30 protein-coding genes are annotated in these 26,747 nt (G+C 67.8%); 8 read left to right on the top strand and 22 right to left on the bottom strand.

Going from position 1 to position 26,747, the window contains the following annotated elements; genetic code table 11:
- Positions 1–2: 2 nt before the first annotated feature.
- From ACV7NN_RS09510 to ACV7NN_RS09530, 5 genes are read right to left on the bottom strand one after another with little or no spacing between them, the layout of a single operon-like run.
- A complete protein-coding gene (locus tag ACV7NN_RS09510; RefSeq protein ID WP_463349329.1) occupies positions 3–1,160 on the bottom strand; it encodes a glycerate kinase in 1,158 nt (385 codons plus the stop codon).
- Positions 1,157–1,906: a ThuA domain-containing protein gene (locus tag ACV7NN_RS09515; protein WP_463349330.1), complete on the bottom strand. Its 750-nt coding sequence runs from the start codon at positions 1,904–1,906 to the stop codon at positions 1,157–1,159. Before ACV7NN_RS09515 ends, ACV7NN_RS09510 begins: the two co-directional genes overlap by 4 nt.
- The gene (locus ACV7NN_RS09520) at positions 1,903–3,219 is read right to left on the bottom strand and encodes an MGH1-like glycoside hydrolase domain-containing protein (RefSeq protein ID WP_463349331.1); all 1,317 of its coding nucleotides are present in this window, start codon (positions 3,217–3,219) and stop codon (positions 1,903–1,905) included. Before ACV7NN_RS09520 ends, ACV7NN_RS09515 begins: the two co-directional genes overlap by 4 nt.
- Positions 3,216–4,013: a sugar phosphate isomerase/epimerase family protein gene (locus ACV7NN_RS09525; protein ID WP_463349332.1), complete on the bottom strand. Its 798-nt coding sequence runs from the start codon at positions 4,011–4,013 to the stop codon at positions 3,216–3,218. Before ACV7NN_RS09525 ends, ACV7NN_RS09520 begins: the two co-directional genes overlap by 4 nt.
- Positions 4,013–5,065 carry a zinc-dependent alcohol dehydrogenase gene (locus ACV7NN_RS09530; RefSeq protein ID WP_463349333.1) on the bottom strand — a complete coding sequence of 351 codons (1,053 nt, stop codon included), beginning with the start codon at positions 5,063–5,065 and terminating at the stop codon, positions 4,013–4,015. The genes ACV7NN_RS09525 and ACV7NN_RS09530 overlap by 1 nt, the downstream gene beginning before the upstream one ends.
- A gap of 119 nt (positions 5,066–5,184) precedes the next feature.
- Between ACV7NN_RS09530 and ACV7NN_RS09535 the strand changes: the two genes are divergently transcribed.
- The 5 genes from ACV7NN_RS09535 to ACV7NN_RS09555 all read left to right on the top strand — a co-directional run bounded on the left by ACV7NN_RS09535 (position 5,185) and on the right by ACV7NN_RS09555 (position 9,921).
- The gene (locus tag ACV7NN_RS09535) at positions 5,185–6,582 is read left to right on the top strand and encodes an ABC transporter substrate-binding protein (RefSeq protein ID WP_463349334.1); all 1,398 of its coding nucleotides are present in this window, start codon (positions 5,185–5,187) and stop codon (positions 6,580–6,582) included.
- 4 nt (positions 6,583–6,586) lie between these two features.
- Positions 6,587–7,552, top strand: a complete 966-nt coding sequence (locus ACV7NN_RS09540) for a carbohydrate ABC transporter permease (protein WP_463349335.1) — start codon at positions 6,587–6,589, stop codon at positions 7,550–7,552.
- Complete coding sequence (locus ACV7NN_RS09545) at positions 7,549–8,415, top strand: carbohydrate ABC transporter permease (protein ID WP_463349336.1); 867 nt, start codon at positions 7,549–7,551, stop codon at positions 8,413–8,415. The genes ACV7NN_RS09540 and ACV7NN_RS09545 overlap by 4 nt, the downstream gene beginning before the upstream one ends.
- A gap of 68 nt (positions 8,416–8,483) precedes the next feature.
- A complete protein-coding gene (locus ACV7NN_RS09550) occupies positions 8,484–9,629 on the top strand; it encodes an ROK family transcriptional regulator (RefSeq protein WP_463349337.1) in 1,146 nt (381 codons plus the stop codon).
- 88 nt (positions 9,630–9,717) lie between these two features.
- Positions 9,718–9,921 carry a hypothetical protein gene (locus tag ACV7NN_RS09555; RefSeq protein ID WP_463349338.1) on the top strand — a complete coding sequence of 68 codons (204 nt, stop codon included), beginning with the start codon at positions 9,718–9,720 and terminating at the stop codon, positions 9,919–9,921.
- 9 nt (positions 9,922–9,930) lie between these two features.
- Here ACV7NN_RS09555 and ACV7NN_RS09560 read toward each other — a convergent pair whose 3' ends face one another.
- The 11 genes from ACV7NN_RS09560 to ACV7NN_RS09610 all read right to left on the bottom strand — a co-directional run bounded on the left by ACV7NN_RS09560 (position 9,931) and on the right by ACV7NN_RS09610 (position 19,655).
- On the bottom strand, positions 9,931–10,623 hold the full coding sequence (locus ACV7NN_RS09560) for a glycosyltransferase family 2 protein (RefSeq protein ID WP_463349339.1): 693 nt from the start codon (positions 10,621–10,623) through the stop codon (positions 9,931–9,933).
- Entirely contained in the window at positions 10,620–11,921 is a 1,302-nt protein-coding gene (locus tag ACV7NN_RS09565; RefSeq protein ID WP_463349340.1) for a PIG-L family deacetylase, read from the bottom strand. The genes ACV7NN_RS09560 and ACV7NN_RS09565 overlap by 4 nt, the downstream gene beginning before the upstream one ends.
- The gene (locus tag ACV7NN_RS09570; RefSeq protein ID WP_463349341.1) at positions 11,915–13,027 is read right to left on the bottom strand and encodes a hypothetical protein; all 1,113 of its coding nucleotides are present in this window, start codon (positions 13,025–13,027) and stop codon (positions 11,915–11,917) included. Before ACV7NN_RS09570 ends, ACV7NN_RS09565 begins: the two co-directional genes overlap by 7 nt.
- Positions 12,985–13,569 (bottom strand): Dps family protein, encoded by a 585-nt coding sequence (locus ACV7NN_RS09575; RefSeq protein ID WP_463349342.1) that lies wholly within the window; start codon positions 13,567–13,569, stop codon positions 12,985–12,987. The genes ACV7NN_RS09570 and ACV7NN_RS09575 overlap by 43 nt, the downstream gene beginning before the upstream one ends.
- 34 nt (positions 13,570–13,603) lie before the next feature.
- On the bottom strand, positions 13,604–14,443 hold the full coding sequence (locus ACV7NN_RS09580; RefSeq protein ID WP_463349343.1) for an SDR family oxidoreductase: 840 nt from the start codon (positions 14,441–14,443) through the stop codon (positions 13,604–13,606).
- Positions 14,444–14,584: 141 nt separating this feature from the next.
- Positions 14,585–15,295: an ANTAR domain-containing protein gene (locus ACV7NN_RS09585; RefSeq protein WP_463349344.1), complete on the bottom strand. Its 711-nt coding sequence runs from the start codon at positions 15,293–15,295 to the stop codon at positions 14,585–14,587.
- Positions 15,292–16,014, bottom strand: a complete 723-nt coding sequence (locus ACV7NN_RS09590) for a GAF and ANTAR domain-containing protein (RefSeq protein WP_463349345.1) — start codon at positions 16,012–16,014, stop codon at positions 15,292–15,294. The genes ACV7NN_RS09585 and ACV7NN_RS09590 overlap by 4 nt, the downstream gene beginning before the upstream one ends.
- 67 nt (positions 16,015–16,081) lie before the next feature.
- Positions 16,082–16,438 (bottom strand): hypothetical protein, encoded by a 357-nt coding sequence (locus ACV7NN_RS09595; RefSeq protein WP_463349346.1) that lies wholly within the window; start codon positions 16,436–16,438, stop codon positions 16,082–16,084.
- Positions 16,439–16,539: 101 nt separating this feature from the next.
- On the bottom strand, positions 16,540–16,836 hold the full coding sequence (locus ACV7NN_RS09600; RefSeq protein WP_463349347.1) for a TetR family transcriptional regulator: 297 nt from the start codon (positions 16,834–16,836) through the stop codon (positions 16,540–16,542).
- A gap of 300 nt (positions 16,837–17,136) precedes the next feature.
- The gene (locus ACV7NN_RS09605) at positions 17,137–18,729 is read right to left on the bottom strand and encodes an ABC transporter permease (protein ID WP_463349348.1); all 1,593 of its coding nucleotides are present in this window, start codon (positions 18,727–18,729) and stop codon (positions 17,137–17,139) included.
- Complete coding sequence (locus ACV7NN_RS09610) at positions 18,726–19,655, bottom strand: ABC transporter ATP-binding protein (RefSeq protein WP_463349349.1); 930 nt, start codon at positions 19,653–19,655, stop codon at positions 18,726–18,728. The genes ACV7NN_RS09605 and ACV7NN_RS09610 overlap by 4 nt, the downstream gene beginning before the upstream one ends.
- Positions 19,656–19,741: 86 nt before the next feature.
- On the opposite strand from ACV7NN_RS09610, the gene ACV7NN_RS09615 reads away from it, so the two are divergent.
- Positions 19,742–20,341, top strand: coding sequence for a TetR/AcrR family transcriptional regulator (locus ACV7NN_RS09615; RefSeq protein ID WP_463349350.1), 600 nt, complete (start codon positions 19,742–19,744; stop codon positions 20,339–20,341).
- Between the two features lie 161 nt (positions 20,342–20,502).
- On the opposite strand, the gene ACV7NN_RS09620 is transcribed toward ACV7NN_RS09615, so the two are convergent.
- Genes ACV7NN_RS09620 through ACV7NN_RS09630 form a run of 3 tightly spaced genes read right to left on the bottom strand, consistent with a single transcriptional unit; the run spans position 20,503 to position 23,202 of the window.
- On the bottom strand, positions 20,503–21,804 hold the full coding sequence (locus ACV7NN_RS09620) for a wax ester/triacylglycerol synthase domain-containing protein (protein WP_463349351.1): 1,302 nt from the start codon (positions 21,802–21,804) through the stop codon (positions 20,503–20,505).
- 4 nt (positions 21,805–21,808) lie between these two features.
- Positions 21,809–22,975 carry an acyl-CoA dehydrogenase family protein gene (locus ACV7NN_RS09625; protein ID WP_463349352.1) on the bottom strand — a complete coding sequence of 389 codons (1,167 nt, stop codon included), beginning with the start codon at positions 22,973–22,975 and terminating at the stop codon, positions 21,809–21,811.
- Positions 22,976–23,034: 59 nt separating this feature from the next.
- Complete coding sequence (locus ACV7NN_RS09630) at positions 23,035–23,202, bottom strand: hypothetical protein (RefSeq protein ID WP_463349353.1); 168 nt, start codon at positions 23,200–23,202, stop codon at positions 23,035–23,037.
- Positions 23,203–23,375: 173 nt separating this feature from the next.
- Here ACV7NN_RS09630 and ACV7NN_RS09635 point away from each other — a divergent pair, with 173 nt between their 5' ends.
- A complete protein-coding gene (locus tag ACV7NN_RS09635) occupies positions 23,376–23,783 on the top strand; it encodes a TIGR03618 family F420-dependent PPOX class oxidoreductase (protein ID WP_463349354.1) in 408 nt (135 codons plus the stop codon).
- Positions 23,784–23,785: 2 nt separating this feature from the next.
- Positions 23,786–24,307 (top strand): DUF2127 domain-containing protein, encoded by a 522-nt coding sequence (locus ACV7NN_RS09640; RefSeq protein WP_463349355.1) that lies wholly within the window; start codon positions 23,786–23,788, stop codon positions 24,305–24,307.
- A 41-nt stretch (positions 24,308–24,348) separates the two neighbouring features.
- Here the strand turns inward: ACV7NN_RS09640 and ACV7NN_RS09645 are convergent, their stop codons facing one another.
- The 3 genes from ACV7NN_RS09645 to ACV7NN_RS09655 are packed head-to-tail and all read right to left on the bottom strand — an operon-like array spanning position 24,349 to position 26,731.
- Positions 24,349–25,296 (bottom strand): aldo/keto reductase, encoded by a 948-nt coding sequence (locus ACV7NN_RS09645; protein WP_463349356.1) that lies wholly within the window; start codon positions 25,294–25,296, stop codon positions 24,349–24,351.
- A complete protein-coding gene (locus ACV7NN_RS09650; protein ID WP_463349357.1) occupies positions 25,293–26,378 on the bottom strand; it encodes an NAD-dependent epimerase/dehydratase family protein in 1,086 nt (361 codons plus the stop codon). The genes ACV7NN_RS09645 and ACV7NN_RS09650 overlap by 4 nt, the downstream gene beginning before the upstream one ends.
- Positions 26,375–26,731 (bottom strand): tautomerase family protein, encoded by a 357-nt coding sequence (locus ACV7NN_RS09655; protein WP_463349358.1) that lies wholly within the window; start codon positions 26,729–26,731, stop codon positions 26,375–26,377. The genes ACV7NN_RS09650 and ACV7NN_RS09655 overlap by 4 nt, the downstream gene beginning before the upstream one ends.
- Between the last annotated feature and the right edge of the window lie 16 nt (positions 26,732–26,747).

The raw sequence follows: 26,747 nt of genomic DNA on the forward strand, positions 1-26,747 counted from the left end.
CTCTATTCGGCGCGCGCGCCGCCGACAAGCCCCCAGCGCGCGGCGAGCGCGGCGCCCGCCGCGTGCGCCCAGTGCTCGGGATGCTCGAGCGACTCGGTCGCGGAGCCCGCGAGTCCGGCCAGCTCGGCGTGGTCGGCGAACATCCCCGCATCCGACGTGATCGAGCCGGCCACGAGAAGAACAGGAACGCCCGCGACCGTGGCCACGTGGACGATGTGCGACGCGACCTTGCCTTCGCTCGTCTGGGCGTCGAAGCGACCTTCGCCGGTGATGACGAGGTCCGCATCCGCCAGCGCCGCAGGCAGCCCGATGCGGTCCGCGATCTCGGTCGCTCCGGAGCGAACGGATGCGCCCCACAGCATCAAGCCGAAGCCGGTTCCGCCCGCCGCACCGGCGCCGGGCTCCTCGCTCAACGCCGGAGCCGTCGCGTCTTCGGCGGCTGCCCGATCGCGGAACCGGCGCAGATTCGCCTCCATCATCGCGACATCCGCCGGGCTCGCGCCCTTCTGCGGGCCGAACACGCCTGCTGCGCCGCGAGCGCCGAGCAGCGGGTTCCGCACATCCGTGAGGAGGACGACGCCGCGCTGCGGCAGACGGCGCAATCCGGAGAGGTCCACCGTCGCGAGTGCGGCAAGACCCCGGTTGCCGCCGGAGATCTCCTGCCCGTCGCTGGTCATGAGCCGCGCCCCGAGCGCTTGCAGCGCACCGGCTCCGCCATCCGTCGACGCGCTCCCTCCCAGCCCGACCAGGATGCGCGACACCCCCGAATCGAGCGCCGCACCGATGGCCTGCCCGAGCCCGCGTGTGTGGGCGTCGAGCGGGAGAAGCGGATCGAGCAGCCCGAGTCCGCTCGTACCGGCGATCTCGACCACCGCGGTCCCGTCGGGAGCGTCCGCGGTCGCAGCAAGCCGCACCCAGCGCGCATCGACAGGCCGACCGTCCGGCCCCTCCACCGTCGTCGTCTCGACGGTTGCGCCGTCGACGCCGCCGAACGCTTCGACGGTGCCCTCGCCGCCGTCGGCCATCGGCATGAGGATGAGGTCGTCGAGCGGGCGCACCGAGCGCCAGCCATCCGCGATCGCCGTCGCGACGGCGGACGCGGGCGCCGACCCCTTGAAGGAGTCGGGCGCGACGACCACCCGCAACGGCCGGTTCGTCATCGGGGGCGGGCCGCCGTCTCGATGAGTTCGCCGAGCGCGGGGTGACTCACGGCCGGAGTCCGGCGGATGTCGTCGCCGGCGGCCCAGCGCGCGGCGTTGCCGAGCACCCGCCGCACATCGGGATGCAGATAGACCGGATACTTCTGGTCGCCGGGGCTGAAGTAGAAGATGCGTCCCCGGCCACGCCGATAGGTGAGTCCGGAACGGAACACCTCGCCACCGCTGAACGAACTGATGAAGACGGTGTCATCCGGCTCGGGAACGTCGAAGAACTCGCCGTACGTCTCGTGGTGATCGATCACCAGGGGTGACGGAACACCCTTCGCGATCGGATGGCCCGGCGCCGTCGTCCAGACGACCTCACGGTCCGCATCGTCTCGCCAGGCGAGTGAGCACGTCGTCCCGAGCAGCCGGGTGAAGATCTTCGAGAAGTGGCCGGAGTGCAGGACGACGAGGCCCATTCCCCCAAGGACGTGACGCTGGACCCGCTCGACGACCTCGTCGTCCACGCGGTCGTGACCCAGGTGTCCCCACCAGAACAGCACGTCCGTGTTGGCGAGTACGGACTCGCTCAGTCCGTGCTCCTCCTGGTCCAGCGTCGCCGTGCGCACCTCGACCAGATCGCCGAGTTGCTCGTAGAGCGCATCCGCGACTGCACCGTGGATTCCCGCCGGGTAGAACGGCATGATGTGCGGCTCGAGCGTCTCGTGGATGTTCTCGTTCCACACCGTGGCGGTGAACGTCATCGAGCGACCTCGGCTTCCTCGGACAGTCGCGTACCCCGCGATGTCTCCAGTCTCTTCGACAGGTCCAGGGAAAGGGCAGCGGTCCAGCTGAATTTTCGTGTTCCACGCGGTGCGAACGAGTACGGGTCCAGGTACTCCGGGAAGTCGTGGGCGAGGGCCCCATCGTCCATGTTGCGGGACAGCTGTTCCGCCTCTTCGGTGAACCCTCGCTCGAACAACGCCTCAGCGATGAGCCAGGCGATATTGAACCATGACGGTCCGCGCCAATAGCGGGATGAGTCGAAGGTCGCAGCCGTGAGATCGTGGCTGGGCACCATTGCAACCTGACCCAACCGGAAGTGGGGCCCGCGGAGCAGGTCGAGGAGGTCACCCGTGCGCGGCAACGAGGGAAGCAGCAGGGGAACGAGCCCGGAGACCGTCCGGAACTGCTCCAGTCCACCCGTGAGTGCGTTGCGGGCGACGTAGCAGCCGAGGTCGTCCGACCAGAGCGTCTCCAGGGCAGTCGAGATCCGGCGCGCCTCGGAACGGTGCGGCTCGGGGTCCGCCCCGATCAATTCGGCAATGGTCGCGAGCGCTAGTTCAGAGCGTGCCCACAGTGCGTTGAACGCAGGGTCCTCGAACTGGAAGGGGAAGTCCGCATCCGCATCGTCGCAGCCGTGATCGCGGTAGCGCGCGGCCAGGTAGAGGTATTTGCCGTATTCGTGGTTCGACGGGCGCTGCTCGGGGCTCGCATGCATCAGGTCCGGCCGGGGGATGTCGTTGTCGTAGGTCTGGGTCATGCCCGCGAGGCAGGCATCCCAATACGGGGAGTTGTCCATCCCGCTCTCCCAGGGGTGGACGATGCGAGCGAGCCCCTCGTCCCCGCCGCGACGGGTGCGCAGGTACTCGTGCCAGCGCACGAGACGGGGATACGCGCGCTCCAGGAACCTGCGGCTCTCCGAGGCGACGGCATCCGCTTCGTGCACCAGGAGTGTGGCCAGTGCGTGGTTCGGCGGCTGGATGAGCCCGGCGGACTGCACCACCGCGGAACCGGGGATCCGGCTGCTCTGCCAGAAACTGACGCCGGGGGAATATCCGTCGTCGCGTCCGGAGTGGAAGACGATCTGGGGAAGCCTGCCGTCCGCCCACTGGGCGCTGAGGATGGTGTCCAACTCCTGTTGCGCCCGCCTCGGCGAAAGGTGCCGCAGCCCGATCGCGATGAAGGCCGAGTCCCAGCTCCACTGGTGCGGGTAGAGTCCGCCGGCCGGAACGGTGTAGCTGCCGCGCCAGTTGCCGATCAGCACGGCCGCTGCAGCGGACTCGAGGGGGTTCACAGGTACCGCCGGAGAAGCGGAGGAACGGTAGGCAGTACCTCCGATGCCTCGCCCGAGAGCCTGCTCTCGATCGCGATGGAGCGTTCGTAGCCGATCGCGTTCACGGTCGCGCCGAACAGGGCCCAGTCGACGTGGCCGGCGCCCGGCTCCAGGCGGTTCGAGTCGCTCGCCTGCAGATGTCCGATGTGAGGGGCGGCAGCGAGGAGCGAGGCCGCAGGATCCGCCTCTTCGATGTTCATGTGGTACGTGTCCGCCACGATCTTGACCGCGGGCGATCCGACCTCTTCGATGAGGGCAGCGGCACCGGCGAGTGTGTTCACGAGGTAGTCCTCGTAACGATTGAGCGGCTCCAGGAAGAGCTCGACCCCTTCGCGCTCCGCATGGTCGCCGAGGCGACCGAGCGCGTCGATGAGGATGCTGTGGTCCTCCGCGGGCGAACGCGGGGGCTCGAAGGGAGGCAGGCGCCGCGAGAACATCCCGTAGGACCCCGGCGTCATGACGCCGACGCCTCCGATCTCGGCCATCACGGACAGCTGCGATGAAAGCTGGGCGATCGCGTCTTCGCGGAGGTCGGGATCGAATGCGCCGATGAAGTGCGGCATCTCGACGCAGGTCGTGGGCATGACGACTCCCGCAGCGCGTGCGCGCTTCAGGCCGGGCAGTCGATTCGCGAAGGCGAATTCGCCCCGGCTGCGCAGTTCGATCCCGTCGAAGCCCCAGGCGAGGGCGGTGTCGAACTTCTCCTCCAGGCTGCCGCCGGGAAGATGCTGCTCCTGAACAGTGATCTGGTTCATCAGAACTCCAACACCACCTGGAGGGCGGCGGACGGGTCGGTGTCGAGCAGGCGATACGCCTCGGCCGCGTCTTCGATGCGGTAGGTGTGGGTGACCAGTTCGGCTGCGTGGAGACGGCCGTCTGCCAGTGCATCGACGACGGTGCGCTGGAGGCGCGGCACATCCCAGCGTGCACGAAGTCGGTTGGGAACGGAACCGATCTGCGAGGCCAGGAGCTGCACACGGTTGTGGTGGAATTCCTCACCGAGCCGAAGCGGGTCGGCCGCGCCCTGATAGAACCCTGATGCGACGACCGTCCCATCAGCGCCGACGGCACGGATCGCCGAGTGCAGTGCATGGTAGTTGCCGCTCAGTTCGATCGCGGTGTCGGCGCCGGCACCACCGGTGAGCTCCCTGATCGCGAAAGCGAGATTCTCATCGGGCGGCAGTACATGAGTCGCGCCCCAGCGTGTCGCCGCTTCGCGACGCTGGGGGATTCCGTCGACCGCGATGACCGTCGCGCCGTTGAGGGTCGCGAACCGGGTGGCGAGCAGGCCGATGACGCCCTGTCCGAGGATGACGACCGTCGATCCGACACCGAGGTCTGCGGCGAGCACCCCGTTGAGCGCGATGGCGCCGACCCGGACGAACGCAGCAGGAAGTGGGTCGAGGTGGGGCGGCAGCACGTGACCGCGCAGAGCCTCGAGGCTGAGCACTCCTTCGGCACGGTGACCCCAGATGCCCCAGACCCTGTCACCGACACGGGGCGCATCGGTGGGAAGCTCCGGCTCCTGGGCTGCGATCTCGACGACTTCGCCGACCTCGGAGTAGCCCCAGCCATCGAGCGGGTACGCGAGCCGGTTGTCGCCTGACGCGCCACGGAACAGCCGGATGTCCGGGTCCCATTCCGAGGTCAGGTACGGGTTGGTCCCGCGATACGCAGTGAGCTCGGTTCCCGCGGAGATGCCCGAGTAGAGGGTGCGAACCCTGACCTGTCCGGGCTGGAGTTCGATCCGCGGCGCGTCGACGATTTCGACGGTGTGGGGCGCCGAGAAACGGAGAAGGCTGTTCATCGTCGGTTCCTTCCGTTCAATGGTTGTGCAACATTAGCACTGTCGCTATACAAGTTGTGTATAGACATTATGCAGAAGGTGGGCTACTGTTCAAACCACCCATCCTGAGAGGAGACGCGATGAAGAGGTCGCGCACAATGAGAGTCGTAGCGAGCGCCACGCTCCTGATCGCCGGCGCTGCCACGCTCGCCGGTTGTTCGAACAGCGGAAGCAGCAGCGATCACGGCAAGACGATCACCGTCTGGTCGGAAGAGAACCAGCCAGACCGCGTGAAGACGACCCAGACGGTCATCGACGCTTTCACCAAGAAGACCGGCATCAAGGTCAAGCTCGTCCCCGTCGACGAGGCGCAGGTGCCGCAGCTCGTCGCATCGGCGGCGATCTCGGGCAAGTTGCCCGATGTGATGGGGGCGATCCCGCTCTCGATCGTTCGGCAGCTCGACACACAGAAGCTGCTCAACACCGATTCGGCCGCCAACGTCGTCAAGAACCTCGACGAGAAGACCTTCGTGTCGTCCGCACTCAAGCTCGACCAGGACGGCAGCCGTCAGCTCGCCGTTCCGGACTCTGCGTACGCGCAGATCCTCGTTTACCGCAAGGACCTCTTCCAGAAGGCCGGGCTGGAGGCGCCGACCACCTACGCCGCGCTCGAAAAGGCCGCCAAGACCCTCACCTCCGGCAAGCAGTACGGCATCACGCTGGCGACCGACCCCGCGGATGTGTTCACCTCGCAGACGTTCGAATCCCTCGCTCTCGGCAACAACTGCCAGCTCGTGGACAAGAGCGGCAAGGTCGGCCTCGAATCCAGCGAATGCAAGAAGACGTGGGACCTGTACGGCTCGCTCGCACAGCACTACTCGCCGTCCGGGACCCAGACGGTCGACACGACCCGCGCCACCTACTTCGCCGGACAAGCCGCGATGGTCGACTGGTCGACCTACATCCTCGACGAGCTCGGCGGACTGCGGAACGACGCGCTGCCCACCTGCCCGCAGTGCACATCCGACCCGACCTGGCTCGCGAAGAACAGCGGCATCGTGACGTCCATCGCCGGCCCCGACGGCGGCGACGGAGCGACGTACGGCGAGGCGACCAGCTGGCTCGTGACGAAGAAGGCCAACGCCTCCGCGTCTGAGAAGTTCATCGAGTACATGCTCTCCGACGGCTACCTCAAATGGCTCGGAATGGCGCCCGAGGGCAAGTTCCCGCTTCGCACCGGCACCCAGGCCAACGCCACCGAATACACCGACGGCTGGAAGACCCTCGAGGCCGGAGTCGATACGAAGAAGAAGCTCTCCGACATCTACGACGCAGCGACGATCGACGCACTCCTCAAGGTACCGTCCCAGATCGACCGCTGGGCGATCCCGCAGGGTCAGGGTGCGCTTCTCGGCCCCGTGAACACCCAGCTGCCCGTGTCGAAGGCCGTAGCGAGCCTCGGATCGGGAACGAGCCCGAGCGACGCCGCATCGGCTGCCAACAACTCCGTCGAGCAGATGCAGGCGAAGTTGAAGTAGTCCGATGACCCAGCTCGCACCACTCCCCGAAGCGACGAAGGCGGCCCCCACCGGGGGCCGCCCCAGCCGCCCGCGCCGATCCAGGCTGGCAAGCCGCGACAATCGCGCCGGCCTGGTGATGGTCCTTCCGACGGTCATCATCATCCTCGCGATCGTCATCATCCCCGTGATCTGGAACCTCATCCTTTCGTTCCAGCAGACGGATTTCACGTCGATCGCAGAACACGGCCTGTTCAGCCCGCTCACGCTCGACAACTTCATCGCCGTCTTCACCGACCCCGGATTCTGGAGTTCCCTGTGGACGACCATCGTCTACTCGGTATTCTCCACGGCCGGATCGATCGCCGTCGGTCTCGGTGCCGCACTTGCTTTCCGCGCGCCGTTCAAGGGCCGCGGGGTGGCGCGTTCCCTCATGCTCCTCCCCTACGTGGCGCCCGTCGTCGCCGTGACCTTCGTCTGGCAGATCATGCTGAACTCCCAGTTCGGCATCGTCAACACCCTCGGCAAGGAATGGTTCGGGTGGCAGCACCCGATCGACTTCCTCGGTCAGGCGCCCTACGCCCTCATCACGGTCATCATGTTCGAGATCTGGCGCTACTTCCCCTTCGCGTTCCTCTTCATCACGGCACGCCTCGTCGCGCTCCCCGGGGACATCGAGGAGGCCGCACTCGTCGACGGCGTCACGCCGTGGCAGAACTTCCGCCACATCGTGCTCCCGCAGCTCATGCCCGTCATCTCGCTGCTGTCGGTGCTCCGGCTCATCATGACGTTCAACAAATTCGATGACGTCTACCTGCTGACCGGCGGCGCAGCCGGCACCGAGGTCTCGGCGGTGCGTGTCTACAACACCCTCATCGGCAGCTTCGACATCGGCGGTGCCGCGGCGAACGCCTTCGTCCTGTCGGCGATCCTCGGCGTCTTCCTCTTCATCTACGTCAAGTTCTTCGCAGGAAAGGGAGACGACGAATGAGTCGCATCGTTGTCCAGAAGCGCACTTTCGGCGCACTCCGGTGGATTCTCATCGCCGTGCTCATCGTGGCGACGGCGTTCCCGTTCTATTACATGGTCGAACTGAGCTTCGTTCCCATCGAGCAGGTGCTCCTGCATCCGGACCGGCTCTGGATCCCCATCGAGAACTTCACGCTCCAGACGTACACGAACGTCCTGAAGTCGCAGGACCAAGGCGGCCAGGGGTTCGCCCAGTTCATGATGAACTCCGCGATCGTGGCCATCGCCTGTGCCGCGATCACCCTGCTGGTCGCGATCCCCGGCTCCTACGCCGTCTCGCGCCTCACGTTCTTCGGTCGACGCCAGATCAGCGCGCTGTTCCTCGCCGTCTACCTCTTCCCGGTGATCATCATCGCGATCCCGCTGTTCGTCGGCTTCTCCGCCCTCGGCATCCGGGAATCCCTCGTCGGGCTCGTCATCGTCTACATCGCCCAGACCATCCCGGTCTCCATCCACATGCTGCGTTCGTACCTGCGCTCCATCCCCCAGAGCGTCGAGGAGGCCGCGATGGTGGACGGCGCGGGACGCCTGCGCATCCTCTGGAAGATCACCATCCCCCTGGCGATGCCGTCGATCATCTCGACCGGCCTGTATGTCTTCATGATCGCGTGGAACGAGTTCCTCTTCGCGCTGCTCTTCCTGGCCGCAGACCGCGACCTGTGGACCGTGTCGCTCGGGCTGTCCCAGCTGTCGAACGGGATCGAGGTGTCGAAGACGGTGCTGATGGCCGGTTCTGTGCTCCTCACGATCCCGATCATCGTGCTGTACGGGCTGACCGAGCGCTCGCTCACCGAGGGGCTCACCAGCGGAGCGGACAAGGGATGACGTCGGCAGAGCAGGCACCTCATACGATGGGACTGCGCCAATGGGTGCCCCCGGCGGAAAGGCGGCTGATGAGTTCAGGTCCCGGAGACGTACTCCAGCTCATCCGTCGTTCGACCGCGAACACGCGCCGCGACATCCAGCACCACACCGGCCTCTCGAGACTCACCGTCGCCCAGCGGGTCGACGCCCTCATCGACGCCGGGCTCGTCACCGACCGTGCTGGGGGCGGAGGTGCGACCGGAGGCCGCAGACCGGATCAGCTGGAGTTCGACATCGAGCGCTCCGTCCTCGCCGTCGCGACGGTTGAGACGGCGCACTCGGCCGTGGCGCTCACCGACCTCAGCGGTCGGATCATCGCCCGCGACACCGTGGATGTCGCCGTGGGCGACGGGCCGAAGGTCGTCCTGGATGCGCTCGCTGCCTCGATGCTCCGGCTCGTGGATTCGGGATCCGACGGTCGCCCGGTCGTGGGTGCCGGAATCTCGGTTCCGGGGCCGGTCGATCCCACGACCCGACGTCCCGCGCAACCGCCCATCATGCCGGGATGGGACGCCTACCCCATCGTCGACCACCTGGCCGACGTGATTCCAGTTCCCACCTTCGTAGAGAACGACGCCGACGCAATGGCTTTCGGCGAGCAGTCCACCAACTTCTCCGCGAGCACGTCGGTCTGCCTGGTGAAGGTGTCGACCGGTATCGGCTCCGGCCTCATCATCAACGGGTCGGTGTACCACGGCATCGACGGCGGCGCCGGGGACATCGGCCACATCAGGATCGCGGGCGAAGAGGCGATCTGCCAATGCGGCTCCCGCGGCTGCCTCGCCGCCGTCGCCAGCGGCCGCGCGGTCGCCCAGCACCTGAGTGAGAACGGCGTGCCGGCGCGATCCGGAAGCGATGTCGCACGGCTCCTGAAAGCCGGCAATGTCGAGGCGCTCGGCCTCACCCACGAAGCCGGTCGGCGCATCGGGGAGGTCATGGCGACCGTCGTGTCGATGATCAATCCCGGTGTTCTGGTCGTCAGTGGCGATCTCGCATCGGGCGCATTGATCGCTGGCCTGCGGGAGACGCTCTACCTCCGCTCACTTCCCCGGGCCACCCGCAACCTTGAGGTTCGGCTGGGCGAACTCGGATCGGATGCGGGACTGGTGGGTATGGCGCGAATCGTCACGGACGCCCTCTATTCAGCCGAGGCCGTGAACCACCAGTTCGCGTAGCGGCCAACGCGCCCTCCTCAGGACACCGGGGTGCGGCGCGGCGCAATCGTAACCTTTCCCGGATCGCGACAGACGTAGGGTGAGCACTATGAAGCGCAGTTGGCCGTTCATCGTCCCCGGCGTGATCCTGGCTGCGGTCGGACTGGTGTGGACCCTCCAGGGGCTCAACGTGCTGGGCGGCTCGGTGATGAGCGGCTCATCCTTCTGGGGCACCGTGGGTCCGATCGTCCTCCTCGTCGGGGTGATCCTGATCGTGGTCGGGATCTTCCGCCGGCGTCGTGCCCGAGGCTGAACCGCCCGGTCAGGATGCGACGAGATCGGCGAGATACTGCGCGTATCCGCCGTCGACGCGGCCTGCCAGGCGGCTCGAGGTGACCACGGGCGCACACTCGGATTCGACGATGGGCACACCCGCGGCCCGGAGTCGGTGGACGAGTGAGACGTCTTCATCCGATTCGGCCGCAATGAAACCGCCGACCGCGTCATAAGCCGATGCGCGCACCCCGAGGTTCGCCCCGTGCACATGGCCGAGCGTCGATCCCGGCCCGTGCGACCGGACCCAGGCGGCGCGTCGCTCGTCGTCGAGGTCCGAGAGCACCGGCACGACCGCGCCGACGAACGCGTCCGCTCCAGCGGCAGCAGCCCGCAGGTGCTCGTGCAGCCACTCCGCGGGAACGACACTGTCGGCGTCCGTGCAGGCGATCCAGGTCCGCGCGGCGGCGTCCCTCAGCCGCGTCCGTCCTTGCGCGATACCGAATGCACGGCTTCGTCCCACGTCGGCGAAGGTGACCGTCCGCACGGCGATCTCACCGAACTCCTGCGCGATCACCGCCGAGTCGTCGTCGCAGCTGTCGAGTACGAGCACCACACTCGTCTCGACGTCTGCCTGGACCGACTCGCACGCTCGAAGGACGGACGCGAGGCAGGCACGAAGCGTCTGCCCCTCGTTGCGCGCAGGCACGACGACGAGCACGCTCTCGATGTTCTCCCTCACCGGCCCTGGCGCCGCTTCTGAAAGACTTCGAGCACGAACGCCTCGTCGCGATGCAGCACCACGCGATCGAGACCGGACAGTTCGGCGAACGTCTCGTGCGCCTGCATGCCTGACTGGGCGAAATCCTCGGCGCTTCCCGACCAATGGCACAGAAGCGCGACGCCGTCATCGGTGAGGGAGGCCACGCACCGTTCGATGGTCTGCGCCCACTCGTCGGCCGCGAGGTAGTACGCGACCTCCGAGATGACGACCAGGTCGAATCGGCCGCTCGGCCAGTCAGCCGGTATGCGCCTGCGCTCGACGGTCACACGCGGATCGTCACCGACCGCGGCCCGGGCGAGCCTGACCGCCGCTTCAGCGCCGTCGAGCGCCACGAGGCGCTCGCCGCGCGCGGCGAGCTCGGTCGTCACCGCGCCGATCGAGCATCCGATCTCGAGGGCTCGGCGGTAGCGCTCCTCCGGAAGCGATGCGAGGAGAACCGAGCGCCGCCGCTGTTCGTACCACCGGCTCCGCACCGACCACGGGTCCGCGCGCTCCGAGTGCAGGTCTTCGAAATGCGCCTCGAGCACGTGCCGGGGCGGTCGCGACTGCAGGGGCTGCGGAACGATGAGCACCTCACGACCTTTCCCGATCTTCTCGACGAACGGGGGGCCGAGGACCCCGGCCGGATTCGCCGCCGACTCGAGTTGCGAGGTGAACCGGTGGATAGCCGCATGCTTCCTCTCCGCGGCGTCCGCCGACGAGGGCACCTCGAGCATCCGCTCCCAGGGGCAGTCGCCGGGCACGCCCCACTGCCAGAGCCACACCGGATAGAAGTAGACCGACGTGTGCGGCGACCGCACCGCGTTCAGGACCTCGCGCCCCAGGGTCCTGTGGTCGCCATGGCGGTCACCCGGCCACGGCGCGAGCACCCAGCGCCGCTTTCCGTCGAGCCGGACGATGCGCGAGATCGCACTGGCGAGCTCGCCGGCGCGATGCTTCAAGCCGCCGTCCGCGAAGTCGAGATACCGGACCCGAGCGCGAACACCCAGTGCTTCGAGCGCGTCGGACAGTTCTGCGGGCCGGCGCTCGTCTCCACTGGTCGCCACCACGACCGTCACCGGGGTCCCCAGCCGCCCTGCGGTGGCGAGCAGCATGCCGGCACCGAGTGTCTCGTCGTCGGCATGCGCGGAGAAGACGACGAGTTCGTCGAGGACGCGCAACTCGTCGAGGTCGATGGCCGCGACCGTCTCCCACTCCGGCCGGGCGATCCATTCGGCGGATGGCGTCACGGCCATCCGCGGGTCGAAGCTCACCATGTGCTGCCCCCAGGGAGGTGGGCGACGATCGCTGCGTCATCCGGACCGCGATGGTATTGCGATGCGTAGAGTTCGAGATCGGCGCAGCGACGGGCGAGGTCCTCGTCGAAGGCGAGAGCCGACGGCCCCAGGAGGTCGCGGACGGCGTCCAACGTCGCATCCAACGCATCCACCACGGTGCCGCGAACCGTGTGGGCGACCGTCGCCGCGGCATCGGCTGCGCGGTCATCGTCGAGCCGGAGCCGTTCGAACGAGCGTGCGGCTTCGTCGATCAGGACGCGCGCCGCTTCGAGCTGCCGGTAGACGCGACCGATCCGGCTCGCCCGCAGGTCGCTGGGCCGGCCCCGGTCGCCGGCCTCGCGCACCGCCTCGAACAAGGGCACCGCCGCGCCCCACCAGCAGGCCGCGACGGCGACCGCCCCAACCCGGAACCCCGGGCGTTCGATGTACCAGCCGGGACCGCCCACGGGTTCAGCGCGTGCGGCCTCCATGCGCAGAGGGCCGCTCGCGACATCCGCGAGGCCCCGCGCGACCCAGGCGACGTCGTCGGCCGTCACGGCCTGCTGCCGCAGATCGACGCGGAAGAGCCGTGCGACACCATCGGATTTCGCGGTGACGAGCGCGTCGGTCAGTCTGCCGCCCAGCGAGCACCACGGCTTCACTCCCGACAGGGTCCACGCACCGTCGCGATCACGGTGCGCGGACAGCGTGGATGCGGGTCCCTCGGCCGCGAAGACACCCCACGTGTGTCCTGCCGTCGCTGCGACAGCGCCGTCTCCTGCTTCGCAGAGAATCGAGATCGCGTCGAGATGCGGCTCGAGCACCCGGGCCGCCGTCACGTCGACGGCCGCCACGGATGCCAGCAGACTCCATGTCGCGACCACGGAGCCCGCACCGGGCGGCACGGCGACGTCATTGCACTCGATCGCCGTCAGGAGCGGAGCAACCAGTCCGTCGCAGTCAGCGGCCGCATCGAGATACGCTTGCTGCCCCTGCGTCCATGCGCCGACCCGCCGCCCAGGCAGGCCAAAAGCGGTCTCGGCGGAAAGCAGAGGGTCGGCGGTCATGGACGTGACGGCGTCCTGTTCTCGGCGCTGACCATCCATGCGTACTGCTCGAGCGAAGCGATGATCCCGTGCAGGATGTCGGCGGTCGTCGGGTCCTCTTCGTCGACCTGGTCGTGCACGTCCCGCGCGGTGCCGGCCGCGGCCTCGAGCCGCTCCGTGATCAGGTCGATCGCGTCGGACGTGTCGACCTCGCCACTGGGGAATTCGGCGAGGCTCGTCGACTTCGCGACCTGCGCGCTGCGGCCGTCCGGCGTCACGTGCAGCGCACGCATCCTTTCGGCGACGACATCACTGAACTCGCGCGCGGCGGCGACGATCTCGTCGAGCTGCAGGTGCAGGTCGCGAAAGTTGGTGCCGACGATGTTCCAGTGCGCCTGCTTGCCCTGGAGATGCAGTTCGATCAGGTCGACGTGCACCTTCTGGAGGTTCGCGGCGAGTTCCTTCGACGCGACGAAGCCGCGTTCGGCGTGCTCACGGCGGGTGATGCGGGCCGCGCTTCCGGCCTTCGTGGCCGATCCCGCAGTGCCCGATTTCCTTGTCGATGCGGCCGACGACCGTTGCGTTGTTGCTGTAGGGCTCATGTGGAGTGCGCCTTTCTGGTGGTGATTTCCGGTTTCAGAGGATGGGGCGGCCGCCCGTGACGGCGAGGCGCGCACCCGAGATGTAGCTCGCCTCGTCTGACGCGAGCAGAACGTACGCGGCCGCGAGTTCCGCCGGCTGGCCCGCCCGTCCGAGCGGGGTGTCCTCGCCGAAGTGCTCGACCTTCTCGGTCGGCATCGTCGACGGGATGAGCGGAGTCCAGATCGGGCCGGGTGCGACACTGTTCGCGCGGATTCCCCGCTCGCCGAGCAGTTGGGCCAGCGAGGCGGTCATGTTCGCGATCGCCGCCTTCGTCGCGGCATACGGCATCAATGTGGGCGACGGCGAGTCGGAGTTGACCGACGACGAGCCGATGATCGACGAGCCGGGGCCCATGTGCGGCAGCGACGCCTTGACCAGGTGGAAGAAGGCGGAGATGTTGGTCGCGATCGTGTGGTCCCACTCCTCGTCCTCGATCTCCTCGACGGTCTCGTGCGTCATCTGGTAGGCGGCGTTGCTGACGAGCACATCGAGGCCGCCCAGCTCGGAGACCGTCCGGGAGACGACCTCGCGGCACTGCGCAGGGTCTGCAAGGTCTCCGCGCAGCAGCAACGCCCGGCGGCCCGCCTCCCGCACCCAGCGGGCCGTGTCCTCGGCGTCGTCGTCCTCGTCCAGGTAGCTGATCGCGACATCCGCGCCTTCCCGCGCATAGGCGATCGCGACCGCCTTGCCGATGCCGCTGTCGGCTCCGGTGATCAGCGCGACCTTTCCTTCGAGCTTTCCGGACCCGCGGTAGGAGTCCTCCCCGTGGTCCGGTCTCGGATTCATCGCTTCGGTCGAGCCCGGCGGCTCCTGGTGCTGCTCAGGAAATGACATTCCCGTTCCCTTCCACTGGCGTCACTCGCTGGCATGTAACGTACGCGCGTCCGTCGACGCCGCAAGGGAGTTGACATCGCTTGCGGAAAGGAGTCGGGCGAAGTGCCCGGGGCGGACGTGGATGCGGTGCCCGCGCAGCGGTCAGAGCGTGAGGCTACGGTCCACGACGGAGGCCGCGACGAGCGAAATGCCGACGCGGTTCGCACGCGCGTAACTGCGGAGGATGTCGAAGGCCGCGTCCATCGGGATGCCCCGGGTCTGCGCGATCACGCCTTTCGCCTGCTCGATCACCACCCGGCTGTTCAGTGCGGCCTGCAGCTGCTGGCGCACGTGGTTGCTTTCGGCCAGCCGTCTCTCATGAAGGATGCCGATGGTCGCCACATCGGCGAAGGCCTGCGCCGCGACCAGGTCGTCTTCGGGCAGGTCGCCGGTGTCGCTCCGCAGGATGTTGAGCGTGCCGATCGTGTCGTCACGCAGCCGGAGCGGGATCGCGTCGATCGCCCGGAACCCTTGCTCGATCGCTCTCTCGCGGAACGCGGACCACCGGTCCGGGGAGGCCGCAATGTCGGGAACGGAGACGACGACTCCGGTCGCGTAGCACTCGATGCACGGCCCGGCGTGCGCGCTCAGCTGCATCACCTCGACCAGCCTGCTCGCCTCGCTCGTCGAGACGAGCAGGTCGAGCTCGCCGGTCTGATCGGCCAGCAGCACACCCGACGCGGTCGCACCGAGAAGCTCACTGCACGCGTCGACGAGGTTCTGCAGCAGATCGACGACGTCGAAGTCCGCGACGAGCGTGTCGGCCAGGGTCGCAAAGGCTCGGAGCATCCGCTGTTCACGGGTGTCGCTCATTCAGCACCTCCGTCCGCCGACGCCGTGAAGTCGATCCGTCCGTCGAGCACATCCTGCGAGATATCCATCATCGAACGGTTGCTCGCGAATGCGTGGGCCTGGATGACCAGGAGTGCGTCATCCGCGCTGATCGACAGCTGCGCCAGCACCATCCCGGTCGCCTGGTGGATCGCGCGCCGCGAGAACGGGTTGTGCGAGTCGTCGTGGTACTCGGCACCCGCCGTCTCGATCCGGTGACGCAGGATGCGCCGGGCGAGTACGTCGGCGAGTGCGGACGCCTGCCGCGTCTGCATCCGGTCCAGGGCCGCAGGCAGGTCGGCGTACATATCGACCGCCCCGACCTGGAGTGGCCCCACAAGCATCGGGAAAGCGAAGAGAGCGCCGATGCCGTCGTCGAGGATGGCTTCCGAGAACGCCGGCCAGCGGGGCTGTTCTGTCGCCGCCACATCCGGCTCTAGTACCGGGCGGCGCGAGCGCAGGGCATCCCAGCAGGGTCCTTCGCCGAGATCGAACTGCAACTCATCGAGCCTGGCCGCGCGCGCGTCGCTCGCCGCGATGGTCTCCGATCCGAGGAGCCCCCCGAGCGTCGAGACGGCGGTGCCCGAGATGGGGAAGATCGCGACGAACGGATCCGCCACCCGGTCGATGGGCAGCCCTTCGTCGCCGACGCTCTGCAACGCGTCGGCGAACGGCAGCCCGGCCTCGTCAGCACCGGTCATCGACGTCGACCTTCCACATCTTCCAGCGTAGTGCGGTAACCCCGCCGCGGACCCGGCCCCGGTCCGCTCAGGGCACGTCGGTCAGGCCATCCGTCTCTGAGCGGACGAACTCCGCGATCTCCGTAGACGTGAACGGCCGCGCTGTGACGACGCCGACGTGAGCCGCCTTATCGTTCAGTTCGAACACCATCAGCGGGTCGCACAGTTCTTCTTCACCCTCGCGTTCGACGGTCACGGTTGCGGCGGCGGCGAGCCACCCGACCGTGAACTGAGCGCGGCTGCGAACACCGCCGTCCCAGCGCACGGGGATCTCCACGACATCGATCCTCTGTCTGCGGGCGAGGGCGAGGCCGTAGCCGATGACCGCATCCGCGATCTCGCTCCCGGTGACGAACACGGCCGACGGCGTCGAAATGAGCTTCATGGCATACCCCGATTTCTGCACCGGGGTCCGGGGTGCTCACTTGCATGATACGTCTGCGCCACCGCCAGTCAACCCTGACCTGGCGACCGCGGTTGTCGGCGCTACGGCCGGGCTTCGGCGTTCTCCGCCGCCCGGATCGAGAACGAGTTGTCGTCGGTGATGAGGAGCAATTCGACTCCGTGATGGTGCCGCAACACGACCAGGGTCGATTCGTCGGCCTCGAGCACACGCGCGGCCTGGCGGAGGAAGATGCGGGCCATCTCGTCCGAGACGATGAATTCACGCCCGAGCGCCTCGACGACATAGAGGACCTCGGCCTCCGGCGCACCGTGGGCGCGCGTCTCCAGTTCGAACGCGGCTATCATCGCCGCGGCAGCCTGGCGTTGTTCGCTCGTCATGATTCCTCCCAGAGGAAGGCTAGGTTGAATGCGCCCCAGCGCGAAAGGGATTGACGTTTCGGCCACGCCGTGCCCGCCTCAGACGATGTCGACGTACACGACCTCCACCGCGTTGTTGCCGTAGCCGAGCCGGTTCCAGGGCGGCACCTCCGGTACCCGACCACGCCTTACCCCGTACGGTGACCGTTCCTGCAGTGATCACGGCGCGTGCATCGGGTGCATCACCCGGAAGGGGTGATGCACGGCTCGCGGTCCGGGCATCATCGCGGCGTCGCTGAACGGTTCGGTCAGCGGGCTCGGTCAGCGGGCGAGGTCGCGGCGCCGGAACCCGGCGAAGCCGACCGCAACGAGCAGCAGGGTCACGAGCGAGATCCAGAGGAGCCCCCACCAGTCGGCGTTGCTGTCGGTGACGTTCGGCACGTGCCAGAACGGGCTGATCGCGAGAATCCAGTCCCAGAGTTTGAACGTCGGGCCGAGCAGCGTGAGCACGAAGGAGAGGAGCACGCCGAGCCAGGCCGCGATGCTGACCCTGGGTCGCGCGCCGACGACGAGGACGGAGACCGCGACGACGGTCCAGACGGCCGGAACGGTTGCGACCGCCTGGAGGATCGCGTTGCCGAACTCGACGCCGATGTCGGCGGTCGACGCGAGGGTGGCGATCACCAGGCCGGCGATGAGCACATAGATCGCGGGCATCGCCAACGCGAGGACGACGTTGCTCGCGTAGTAGCGCGGCCGGGGAACCTTCGTGGCGATCACCGGTTCGACCCGGTCCTCCAGCTCCTCGGTGCGCAGCTTCAGCATGATCTGGACCCCGGGGATGGAGGCGATGATGCCCACGAGACTGAGGATGGTGACCAGGAATGCCGAGACCAGCGCATCCGGAGTGGTCGCACCGGCGGCGAGAACCTGTTTGACCGCACTGTCGGAGCCGAGGATGTCGGTGATCGAGGTCGCGAAATAGCCGAACACGACGCCGAAGGCGACGAACGCGATCGTCCACGTGATGATCGGCCCGCGATTCAGACGCAGCGTCAGGCGCCAGGTGGAACGATCCCTTCCGCGCGCAGGCCCTGGTCGTGGCGCGATGGCGCCGACGCCGAAATCGCGGCGGGCCTGCAGGATGAACGCCACAGCCAGCAGCACGACCGTGAGCGCGAGGGCGAGCAAGAGGGGCCACCAATGGTTGCCGTTCGCCGGCCGGGTCTCGGTCATCCATCCGAGCGGGTTGATCCAGACCGTCCACATCGGCGCCTTGATGGAGTAGGCGAAACCACGCAGGAAGAACAGGACACCGAGCGTGCCGATCGCGATCGAATTCGCGGTGCGGGAGTCCGAGCCGATCTGGGCGGTGACCGCGGCGACACCGGTGAACATCCAGCCGGTGGCGGTGAAGGTCGCGCCGAGGAGCATCGACGATTCCCAGTTGCCGCCGCACAGTCCCGTCACGACCCCGGCGACCACACCGAGCATCACCGATCCGACGAGCGCCAGTCCGGCCCCTGCCATCAGCCGGCTGTCACGACCGAGGACGCCAGAGGCCAGCAGTTCGGCCTGGCCGGAATCCTCCTGCGCGCGGGTGGCGCGGGTGACGGCGAAGATCGCGCCGAGCGCTGCAAGGAAGCCGCCGAGGGCGAGGCTGCGCCAGGCGTTGAAGCCGTCTGTCGTCGACAGGTCGAACGCCGGGCCGAAGATCAGACCGAGCGCCGGGTTGGCGCCGACCGCCGTCGCCAAGGCGGCCCGCTGCTGCTGGTCGGGGAACACCAACGGATAGACGAGCACTGACGACACCGAAAGCGCGGTGACGATGACGATCCAGGGTGCGAACCCGCGTCCGTCGTGCTTGACGGAGGTGCGCAGCAGTGGCGCGGTGCCGGCGAGAGCGGTACTCATCGGGTCGCCGCCGGATCCGTATCCGCATCCGCATCCGCGTTCTCGTTCTCGTAGAGGCGCAGGAACAGCGATTCGAGCGACGGCGGCTCCACGGTCAGCGACGCGATGCCGAACGGAGCGAGTACGTTCATGGCCTCGCCGATCCGGTTCGAGTCGACGGTGCCGGTCAGCTTCGCGCCATCGAGACGCACATCGTGGAAGGTCGCAAGGTCCTGCTCGGACGGCGCACGCGTGAGTTCGGCGTGGATCGACGTACGGGTGTGGCCGCGCAGCTCGGGCAGGGTGCCGTTCTCCACGATCACACCGTCGCGGATGATGCTCAGCCGGTCGGCGAGCGTCTCGACCTCGGCGAGGATGTGGCTGGAGAGCAGCACCGTTGTGCCACGCTGCTTGGCTTCGCCGATGACCTCCTGGAAGACGTTCTCCATCAGCGGGTCGAGCCCGCTCGTCGGCTCGTCGAGGATGAGCACCTCGACATCCGACGAGAGCGCAGCGACGATCGCGACCTTCTGCTTGTTCCCTTTCGAGTACTGCCGGCCACGCTTGGTGGGGTCGAGTTCGAAACGCTCGAGCAGGTCGGCGCGCCGCTTCTCGTCCAGGCCCCCGCGCAGGGTGCCGAGCAGGTCGATCGCCTCACCACCGGTCATCCCGGGCCACAGCGACACATCGCCGGGCACGTAGGCGAGCCGGCGATGCAGTTCGACCACGTCTTTCCACGGGTCGCCGCCGAGCAGCCGGACCGATCCCCCGTCGGCGCGCAGCAGACCGAGCAGGACCCTGATCGTCGTGGATTTCCCGGCGCCGTTGGGGCCGAGGAACCCGTGGACTTCGCCCTTCTCCACACTGAGGTCGACGCCCTTCAGCGCCTGGAACTTCCCGTAGGACTTGGTCAGTCCCTCGATCTCGATCACCGCGTCGGCGTTCATCGGCCCGCACCTTCCTGTCGGTGTTCCCAGCGTAGACCTAACTCCACGCCTGAGGATATCCCCACGTGGAGAGTACGCTGGGATCCATGACACACGCCGACGCGCCCCGAAAACGGCCCACCGGCCGGCGGGTCGGCGACAGCGGAACCCGAGACGCCATCCTCGACGCGGCCCGCGACCTGTTCGCCGAGCGCGGCTTCGATGGCGCCTCGATTCGAGCGATCGCCGCGGCGGCGGGGGTCGACCCCGCGCTCATCCGCCACTACTTCGGCGACAAAGACGCCCTGTTCGGCGCCGTCGTGGCCGATCGCAGTACCATTCCGCAGCGGATGACCGAAGCCCTGTCCGGACAACCCGACGACCTGGGCGAGCGCGTGGCCGACGCCTATCTGCGGTTGTGGGACGACCCGGAGACCCGGCCCATCCTGCTGTCGCTCGTCCGCTCGGCGGTCACGTCGAGCCGGGCGGCCGAGATGCTGAAATCCGTCATGGTGGCCCGCCTGCGCAGCGGCGCCGGCATCGAGGAGCAGCGGATGCGCGGTGTCGCCCTCGCGGCATCGCACCTCCTGGGCGTCGCCGTAGCCCGCCACGTGCTCGAGTTCCCAGCGATCGCAGAGCTCTCGCACGAGACCCTCGTCGCCGCGGTGGCGCCGGCCGTGCAGCGGTACCTCACCGGCTCTACGTGAGAATCTCGACGATCCCGCAGCACCATGGCGGCGTTGGCGCCATCAAGACCTCGACCGCACAGGTTCTGAACCCGCGCCCACGGTGCAACATGAGCAGTGGTACGCAAAGTGTGCGGATGCACGAGCTGCGTGCGGGAACCGGCTGGAACGCGCGCCGGTGGTCACTTCGAGATCTCACGCAGGGCCGCTGCCATCGCGTCGGCGACGACCCGCGCCCGCGGCACGTGCTGCGCATCCGTCTGCACACTGACCGACAGCCTCCCCGCATACGAGACGCACAGCGCCCCGACGCGCACGTTGGCCGAAAGCAGCGCCAGCGGCCACACACGAACCAGCTCCGCGCCCGCCAACCTCAGGAGGTGAGCCGGTCCCGGAAGATCTGAGGCGATCGCGGCGACCGCGTGCTGGCTGTTGGCGAACCGCATCAACAGACCGGCCATTCGCGGCCCTCGCATCCACTCGAAGGTCCCGGCGGCGCGGGCGCGCACCTTCTCGGTCCGCGTGGTCTTCGCGACCACGGTCACCGCGTCGAGGATGTCGGCCGCAGCGACCGGGACGGGCACGAGCATGACGCCGGTGGCGTTGCCCTCCCCCGGGCTTCGAGGCAGCCGCACCGGACAGGAGATGGGAACTGTCTCGGGCAGCGGCTCGCCGACTTCTTCGAGCAGAGCGCCGATCCCCCGGCCGAAGGAGGCGAGGAACGCGTCGTTGACGGTCCCACCTCGTTCGGCCGATCCGTTGTGGAGCGGGCCGAGTTCGACGTCGAAGAAGGCGACGTCGCGGCTGTCGCTCAGGGGGCCGAGAAGCACTTTCGAACGCACGCTGCGCCGGAAGACGGCGATGGTCTGTTCCGCGAATGTCCGCACTCTCTGGAGAAGGGGAACTCCGGCCGAAGCCGGTGCCCCGTCCGGCTGGGTTGCAGCCCTGTCGCGCTGGATGCGAGGCGCGCCACCGGCAGCGGTGTCGACATCGGACAGCGCCTGAATCAGCGCCTCGACGAGGATCCCGTCCGCAAGAACGTGGTGGACGCGGAAGAGGATGCCGCAGCGCGGGCCGTCCGCCGCGGGCACCAGCAGCAGCTCCCACAGCGGCCTGCCCGCCGCCAGCGGCCGCATCACCGCCTGCGCGCAGGTCTGTTCGAGAATCGACGTTCCCGGCGCGCGATCCGTGGCCGGGGCCGGTTCCGCGAGCCGCACGTGGTGCTCGATCTCCGGCGCCGCCCCCACCCATCTCCACATCCCACCCTGCTCGACAGGACGACGACACAACGCGGGGACGGCCGCCACCCGATCGGCGAGGACGCTGCGCAGACGGGGGAGGTCCGGATGACCGCGGTCGTCGACGAACCCGCCCGGCGCAAGCAGCCCGACCATCGTGACAACGTTCGGCTGATGTCGCTCGAGCGCGAAATTCGCCGCGTCGACAGGGTCGACGGCGTCGTCCGCCGGGGTTCGCCTGGGCATGGCGTCACTCGTGCCGGCGCAGCTCCTGCACGAGCTCCCGGCCGATGAGGTCCTTCATGATCTCGTTGGTGCCGCCGTAGATCGTCTCGACCCGGGTGTCGATGTAGGCCCTGCCGACGTGGAACTCGCGCATGAAACCGTAGCCGCCGTGCAGCTGCAGGCAGCGATCGATGACCCGCTTCTCAAGGTCCGTGAGGTACCACTTGCCCTTGGCCGCATCCGTCGGGGTCAGCTCGTCGACGTTGTACGCGAGGATCGATTTGTCGACATAAGCCTCGGCGACATCGATCTCGGTCGACATCTCGGCGAGCTCGAAACGGACGTGCTGCAGGCTGTCGAGCGTATTGCCGAACGCCATCCGGTCGGCGCAGTACTGCCGGGTCTCCTCGAAGATCGCTCGGGCCTTCGCGAACGCGTTGATCGTGAGGCCGAGCCGCTCCCGCGGGAGGTGACTCATGAGGTTCTGCAGTCCGCGCCCCTCGCCGCCCAGCACATTCGCCGCCGGGACCCGCACATCGCGGAAGAAGAGTTCGGCGGTGTCCTGGCCCATGAGGCCGATCTTGTCGAGCTGGCGGCCGCGCTCGAAACCGGGCATCCCCGTCTCGACGACGAACAGCGTGAAGCCCCTGGAACCGGCCTCGGGATTGGTCTGCGCGGCCACGACCACGACATCGGCCATGATGCCGGACGAGATGAACGTCTTCTGGCCGTTGAGGATCCAATCGTCGCCATCCTGCACCGCACGGGTCCGGATGCCGCGGAGGTCGCTTCCCGCGCCCGGCTCGGTCATCGCGAGGGCGCCGATCAGCTCGCCCGCGGCGAACGGCGGAAGCCAGCGCTGACGCTGCTCGTCGGTCGTCAGGTCGCGGAGGTAGTGCAGCACGAGGTCGTCCTGCACTGCGATGGTGACCGCGAACGAGGTGGCACCGGTCTTGGCGATCTCTTCGGCGACAACCATCCGGTACCGGTAGTCCATCTCGCCGGCGCCGCCGTACTCCTCAGGGATCTGCAGGCCGTAGAGACCGGTCTCAGCCGCTTTCACGTAGACACGGCGATCGATCATGTGCTCGTCGTCCCACCGTTCCCAGTTCGGGACGACTTCGCGCTTCAGAAATTCCCTGACCGTGTCACGATACGCTTCGTGATCGTCGGTGAAGAGGTCTCTCTTCATGGCATCCATCTCCTCGTCCGTCCCGGTGCTGAATGTTCCGGCGGGCTGAGGCTACATCGTTAAGACGTGAACGGCTGCTTGCAATCGCAGAACGCACACACCAGGTGACCGTTCGTGTACTCCCACTGGTGGGCGTGAGTGCCGTGGAAGAACGCACACAGGTCGGCGGCGGCGGTCTCAGAGTCCGCGGTGACGGTGTCTGCGGTGATGGTGTCGGAGGTGTGCATTTCGGTTCGGCTTTCAGCGGCGGGTCGGCGGCGCGGTTGGCGTCTTCTGTTCAATGCTGCGGGTCACAATCAGTCTCCTGCGATTCGTGAAGCCCCGAAATACCTAGTAGTGGGGGCGAAACGCGCACGGAATCGTTCGAAATCACCCCCGATCAGGGGCGTATTGTGCCGATATGCAGTCTTCGCTCCCTGATTCCGCCCGCGCCTTCCTGGAAAAGCCGAACCCTGCGGTCATGGCGACCCTGGCCAAGGATGGGCGCCCGGTCAGCGTCGCCACCTGGTACCTGCTGGAGGCGGACGGGACCATCCTCGTCAACCTGGACGCAGCGCGCACACGCCTGGCGCACCTCCGTCGCGATCCCCGGTTCGCCCTCACCGTTCTCAACGGAACCGACTGGTACAGCCACCTGAGCCTGCAGCTGCTCGTCACATCCATCACCGACGATGTCGACAAGGCGGATATCGATGCGCTGTCGATGCATTACACCGGCCACCCCTATCCGAACCGGGAGCGGGCGCGCGTGAGCGTCCGGGCTGAGATCCGCCGACGGCACGGATGGGGCTCCCTGGCAGGGACGTGATCGTGAAAGAGCGCATCCTCGATCTGGTCTTCCTCGTCGGCGTCGTGTTCAAGGGCATCGACGGCCTGCTGGAGCTGGCCGGCGGAGTGTTCCTGCTGTTCGTCAGCCCGGCGCAGCTCGTCGGAGCTGCCAACGCCGTGACAGGCGAGGAGCTGTCGGAAGACCCGAACGATCTCATCGCCAACCTCATCCTCCACGGCGCATCCCACCTCCACGCGGGCGCACAGGGCTTCGTCGCTGCCTACCTCCTGGTGCACGGCGTGGTGAAGATCGCGATCGTCATCGCGCTGCTGATCGGCTCGCGACGCATCTATCCGTGGGCGATGGCGGCACTCGGGGCGTTCCTGATCTTCCAGATCTATGAGCTGGTGACCAAACCATCCATCGGGATCGCCGTGCTGACCGTGTTCGATGCCGTGATCATCTGGCTCACCTGGCGGGAGTGGCGACGGGACCGCGAACTGCGCGACACGTGGCGGGACACGGTCAACTGGGTCTTCCGCCGCAGGTCCGTCGCGAGCTGAACCCGGCAGACGCGGGAGGGCGTCTCCGTCCGCGGCCGTCTTCAGTACAGCCACGACGTGGACGACGGCACCAGGCTCTCCAGCTCTTCCCAGAGCGACTCGGAGATGTCCAGGTCGGCATACGCCAGCGTCTGCGCGACCCGCTCCGGTGAGGAGACGCCGACCACCGTCGCGTCGATCGAGGTGGAACGGAGCGAGAACTGCAGTGCGGCGGCGGCGAGAGGCACGTCGTACCGTGCACACGCGGCTGCCATCGCCCGCGCGCTGTCGGCGACCTGGTCCGGGCGCTCGCCATACCCGTAGCTGGACTGCACGTCCGGGCCTTTCGCGAGCATCCCACCGCCGTACGGCGCAGCGTTCACCACCCCGATGCCGTGAGCGTGAGCGAAAGCGAACAGGTCCTCCGCCGAGCGGTCGAGCAGCGTGTACCGGTTGTGGCTGAGCACGACGTCGAAGGCGCCCGTCCCGAGGTAGCGCGAGAGCAGGTCCACCGGGCCGCCCGCGATGCCGATGTGATCGACGCGCCCCTGCGCACGCAGGGCCATCAGCGCTTCGACCGGTCCGCTGGGAGCTACGCCGTCCTCGAAAGCAATGCGCTCGGGATCGTGCAGGTAGAGCAGCGGCACCCGGTCCACCCCGAGGCGGTCGAGGCTCTCCTCGTAGGAGACCAGAACCCTGGCACCCGAGAAGTCGCCCGTCGCCGGGTCCGGATCGACCTTCGTCGCGAGCACGACTCCGTCCGGCAGTCCGCCACGCCGTGCCAGTGCCACGCCGATCCGCTTCTCCGCCTCTCCGTCCTGCCCGTAGCCGTTCGACGTGTCGATGAAGTGGATGTCGCTGTCGAGCACGGCCTCGATCGTCGCGATCGCCTGTTCGTCGCTGACGTCGTAGCCGTACAACTGCGGCATGCTCGCGAGCGGGCTCGTCCCCATGCAGAGCTCCGTCACGGTGAGGGAGGTCAAACCGAGGGCGCGCGTCGCGAGTGTCACGACACGGCCTCCTGCAGTGCCGGCGCACGGTCGGCGAACGCCCGGTGCGCGGCATGGTAGGCGTCGACGATACGATCGAGCACCGCCTCGGTCGCTGCGTCCCCCCTCGTCGTCTCGGGGTGATCCGCCCGCCATACCAGCATCCGCCGCACCGCCCGCTCGAACGTCAGTCGCGGCGCGAAGCCCGGCACGAAGCGACGGATCTTCGCGTTGTCGAAGACCGCGGAGTGTCCGAGATCGCCGACGAACTCGCCCGACCAGAACCACTCGGGCGCCACGACCGGGTAGAGCTCGCTCGCGACGTGGACGAGGCGTGGCCGCACTCCCAGCGCGGTGGCGAACAGCCCGTAGATCTGGTCCCAGGTCAGTACGTCGTCGCCGGTGATGTGGAAGGTCTCCCCCACCGCGCGTTCGCTGCCGAGCAGCCCGACGAGACCCTGCGCGAAATCCTCGGCGTGTGTGAGGGTCCACAACGATGTCCCGTCACCGTGGACCGGGATCTCCGCGCCCCGCGCCATCCGGTCGAGCACGGTCCAGCCTCCCGGCAGCGGCGGGTTCGAGTCGTCATAGGTGTGAGACGGCCGGATGACGGTGACCGGGAAGCCCTGCTCCCGATGGGCGCGGGCCAGGGCGAGCTCGGCTCGCCACTTGGCCGTCGCATACGGTAGCGGGGGGTTGGGGCCGACGGGGGTCGATTCCGTGATCGGGCTCACCAGCACCGGTTTGGAGTAGATCGAGCCCGAGCTGATGTGCACATACTGGGACGTGCGCCCGGCGAACAGGCGCACAGAGCGGGCGACGTCATCCTCGTCGTAGGAGAGGAAGTTGACGACCGCGTCGAAGGAGCGGTCGCCGAGCGCCGCCAGGAGCGACCCTGGGTCGGAGACATCGCCCGTGACCTGCTCGACCTCCGCGGGCAGCGAGCGGCCGGCCGTGTTCGCGCCGCGGTTCAGAACGGAGACGGCCATCCCGGTGGCGACGGCGAGCCGCACGCATGACGAGCTGATCGTTCCCGTGCCGCCGAGGAAGAGCACGCGGAGGGGTGCCCGGTCGTACCGGAGGAGCTGTCCGTCGGTGCTCACTTTCCCGCGTACCAGTCTTCGAAGCCGTTCTCGACGAGCGAGATGAGGATGTCCTCCGAGCGGATGCCGAGGGGCGCCAGCCGGTCGGCGACCGTTTCGAAGAACCGGCGCTTCACCGCGACGGGATACATGTGGACTGCGGTCACATGGATGAGCACCAGGCTCTTCCGGTCGACCCCGTTGTAGCCGCCGTCGAACTTCAGCTCGCCGGGCCCGTGCGGGCGGAAGACCTGGAACCGGTCGTCGGCGGGGATCCCGAGCGCGTCGATCTGCGCGCCGTGGATCGCGTCTCCGATCTCGGCGTGCGACGCCTCGAAGAGTCCGCGGTCGAGGTCGACTTGAATGAGTGGCATTTCAGACTCCTAGTGG

Source organism: Leifsonia sp. Ger2509 (assembly GCF_055231915.1).

What these genes read in the sequence shown, in the direction of transcription:
- ACV7NN_RS09510 (WP_463349329.1), bottom strand. Translation starts at nt 1,160, where the DNA reads ATGACGAACCGGCCGTTGCGGGTGGTCGTCGCGCCCGACTCCTTCAAG.
- ACV7NN_RS09515 (WP_463349330.1), bottom strand. Translation starts at nt 1,906, where the DNA reads ATGACGTTCACCGCCACGGTGTGGAACGAGAACATCCACGAGACGCTC.
- ACV7NN_RS09525 (WP_463349332.1), bottom strand. Translation starts at nt 4,013, where the DNA reads ATGAACCAGATCACTGTTCAGGAGCAGCATCTTCCCGGCGGCAGCCTG.
- ACV7NN_RS09530 (WP_463349333.1), bottom strand. Translation starts at nt 5,065, where the DNA reads ATGAACAGCCTTCTCCGTTTCTCGGCGCCCCACACCGTCGAAATCGTC.
- ACV7NN_RS09535 (WP_463349334.1), top strand. Translation starts at nt 5,185, where the DNA reads ATGAAGAGGTCGCGCACAATGAGAGTCGTAGCGAGCGCCACGCTCCTG.
- ACV7NN_RS09540 (WP_463349335.1), top strand. Translation starts at nt 6,587, where the DNA reads ATGACCCAGCTCGCACCACTCCCCGAAGCGACGAAGGCGGCCCCCACC.
- ACV7NN_RS09545 (WP_463349336.1), top strand. Translation starts at nt 7,549, where the DNA reads ATGAGTCGCATCGTTGTCCAGAAGCGCACTTTCGGCGCACTCCGGTGG.
- ACV7NN_RS09550 (WP_463349337.1), top strand. Translation starts at nt 8,484, where the DNA reads ATGAGTTCAGGTCCCGGAGACGTACTCCAGCTCATCCGTCGTTCGACC.
- ACV7NN_RS09555 (WP_463349338.1), top strand. Translation starts at nt 9,718, where the DNA reads ATGAAGCGCAGTTGGCCGTTCATCGTCCCCGGCGTGATCCTGGCTGCG.
- ACV7NN_RS09565 (WP_463349340.1), bottom strand. Translation starts at nt 11,921, where the DNA reads ATGGTGAGCTTCGACCCGCGGATGGCCGTGACGCCATCCGCCGAATGG.
- ACV7NN_RS09570 (WP_463349341.1), bottom strand. Translation starts at nt 13,027, where the DNA reads ATGGATGGTCAGCGCCGAGAACAGGACGCCGTCACGTCCATGACCGCC.
- ACV7NN_RS09575 (WP_463349342.1), bottom strand. Translation starts at nt 13,569, where the DNA reads ATGAGCCCTACAGCAACAACGCAACGGTCGTCGGCCGCATCGACAAGG.
- ACV7NN_RS09580 (WP_463349343.1), bottom strand. Translation starts at nt 14,443, where the DNA reads ATGTCATTTCCTGAGCAGCACCAGGAGCCGCCGGGCTCGACCGAAGCG.
- ACV7NN_RS09585 (WP_463349344.1), bottom strand. Translation starts at nt 15,295, where the DNA reads ATGAGCGACACCCGTGAACAGCGGATGCTCCGAGCCTTTGCGACCCTG.
- ACV7NN_RS09590 (WP_463349345.1), bottom strand. Translation starts at nt 16,014, where the DNA reads ATGACCGGTGCTGACGAGGCCGGGCTGCCGTTCGCCGACGCGTTGCAG.
- ACV7NN_RS09595 (WP_463349346.1), bottom strand. Translation starts at nt 16,438, where the DNA reads ATGAAGCTCATTTCGACGCCGTCGGCCGTGTTCGTCACCGGGAGCGAG.
- ACV7NN_RS09600 (WP_463349347.1), bottom strand. Translation starts at nt 16,836, where the DNA reads ATGACGAGCGAACAACGCCAGGCTGCCGCGGCGATGATAGCCGCGTTC.
- ACV7NN_RS09605 (WP_463349348.1), bottom strand. Translation starts at nt 18,729, where the DNA reads ATGAGTACCGCTCTCGCCGGCACCGCGCCACTGCTGCGCACCTCCGTC.
- ACV7NN_RS09610 (WP_463349349.1), bottom strand. Translation starts at nt 19,655, where the DNA reads ATGAACGCCGACGCGGTGATCGAGATCGAGGGACTGACCAAGTCCTAC.
- ACV7NN_RS09615 (WP_463349350.1), top strand. Translation starts at nt 19,742, where the DNA reads ATGACACACGCCGACGCGCCCCGAAAACGGCCCACCGGCCGGCGGGTC.
- ACV7NN_RS09620 (WP_463349351.1), bottom strand. Translation starts at nt 21,804, where the DNA reads ATGCCCAGGCGAACCCCGGCGGACGACGCCGTCGACCCTGTCGACGCG.
- ACV7NN_RS09625 (WP_463349352.1), bottom strand. Translation starts at nt 22,975, where the DNA reads ATGAAGAGAGACCTCTTCACCGACGATCACGAAGCGTATCGTGACACG.
- ACV7NN_RS09630 (WP_463349353.1), bottom strand. Translation starts at nt 23,202, where the DNA reads ATGCACACCTCCGACACCATCACCGCAGACACCGTCACCGCGGACTCT.
- ACV7NN_RS09635 (WP_463349354.1), top strand. Translation starts at nt 23,376, where the DNA reads ATGCAGTCTTCGCTCCCTGATTCCGCCCGCGCCTTCCTGGAAAAGCCG.
- ACV7NN_RS09655 (WP_463349358.1), bottom strand. Translation starts at nt 26,731, where the DNA reads ATGCCACTCATTCAAGTCGACCTCGACCGCGGACTCTTCGAGGCGTCG.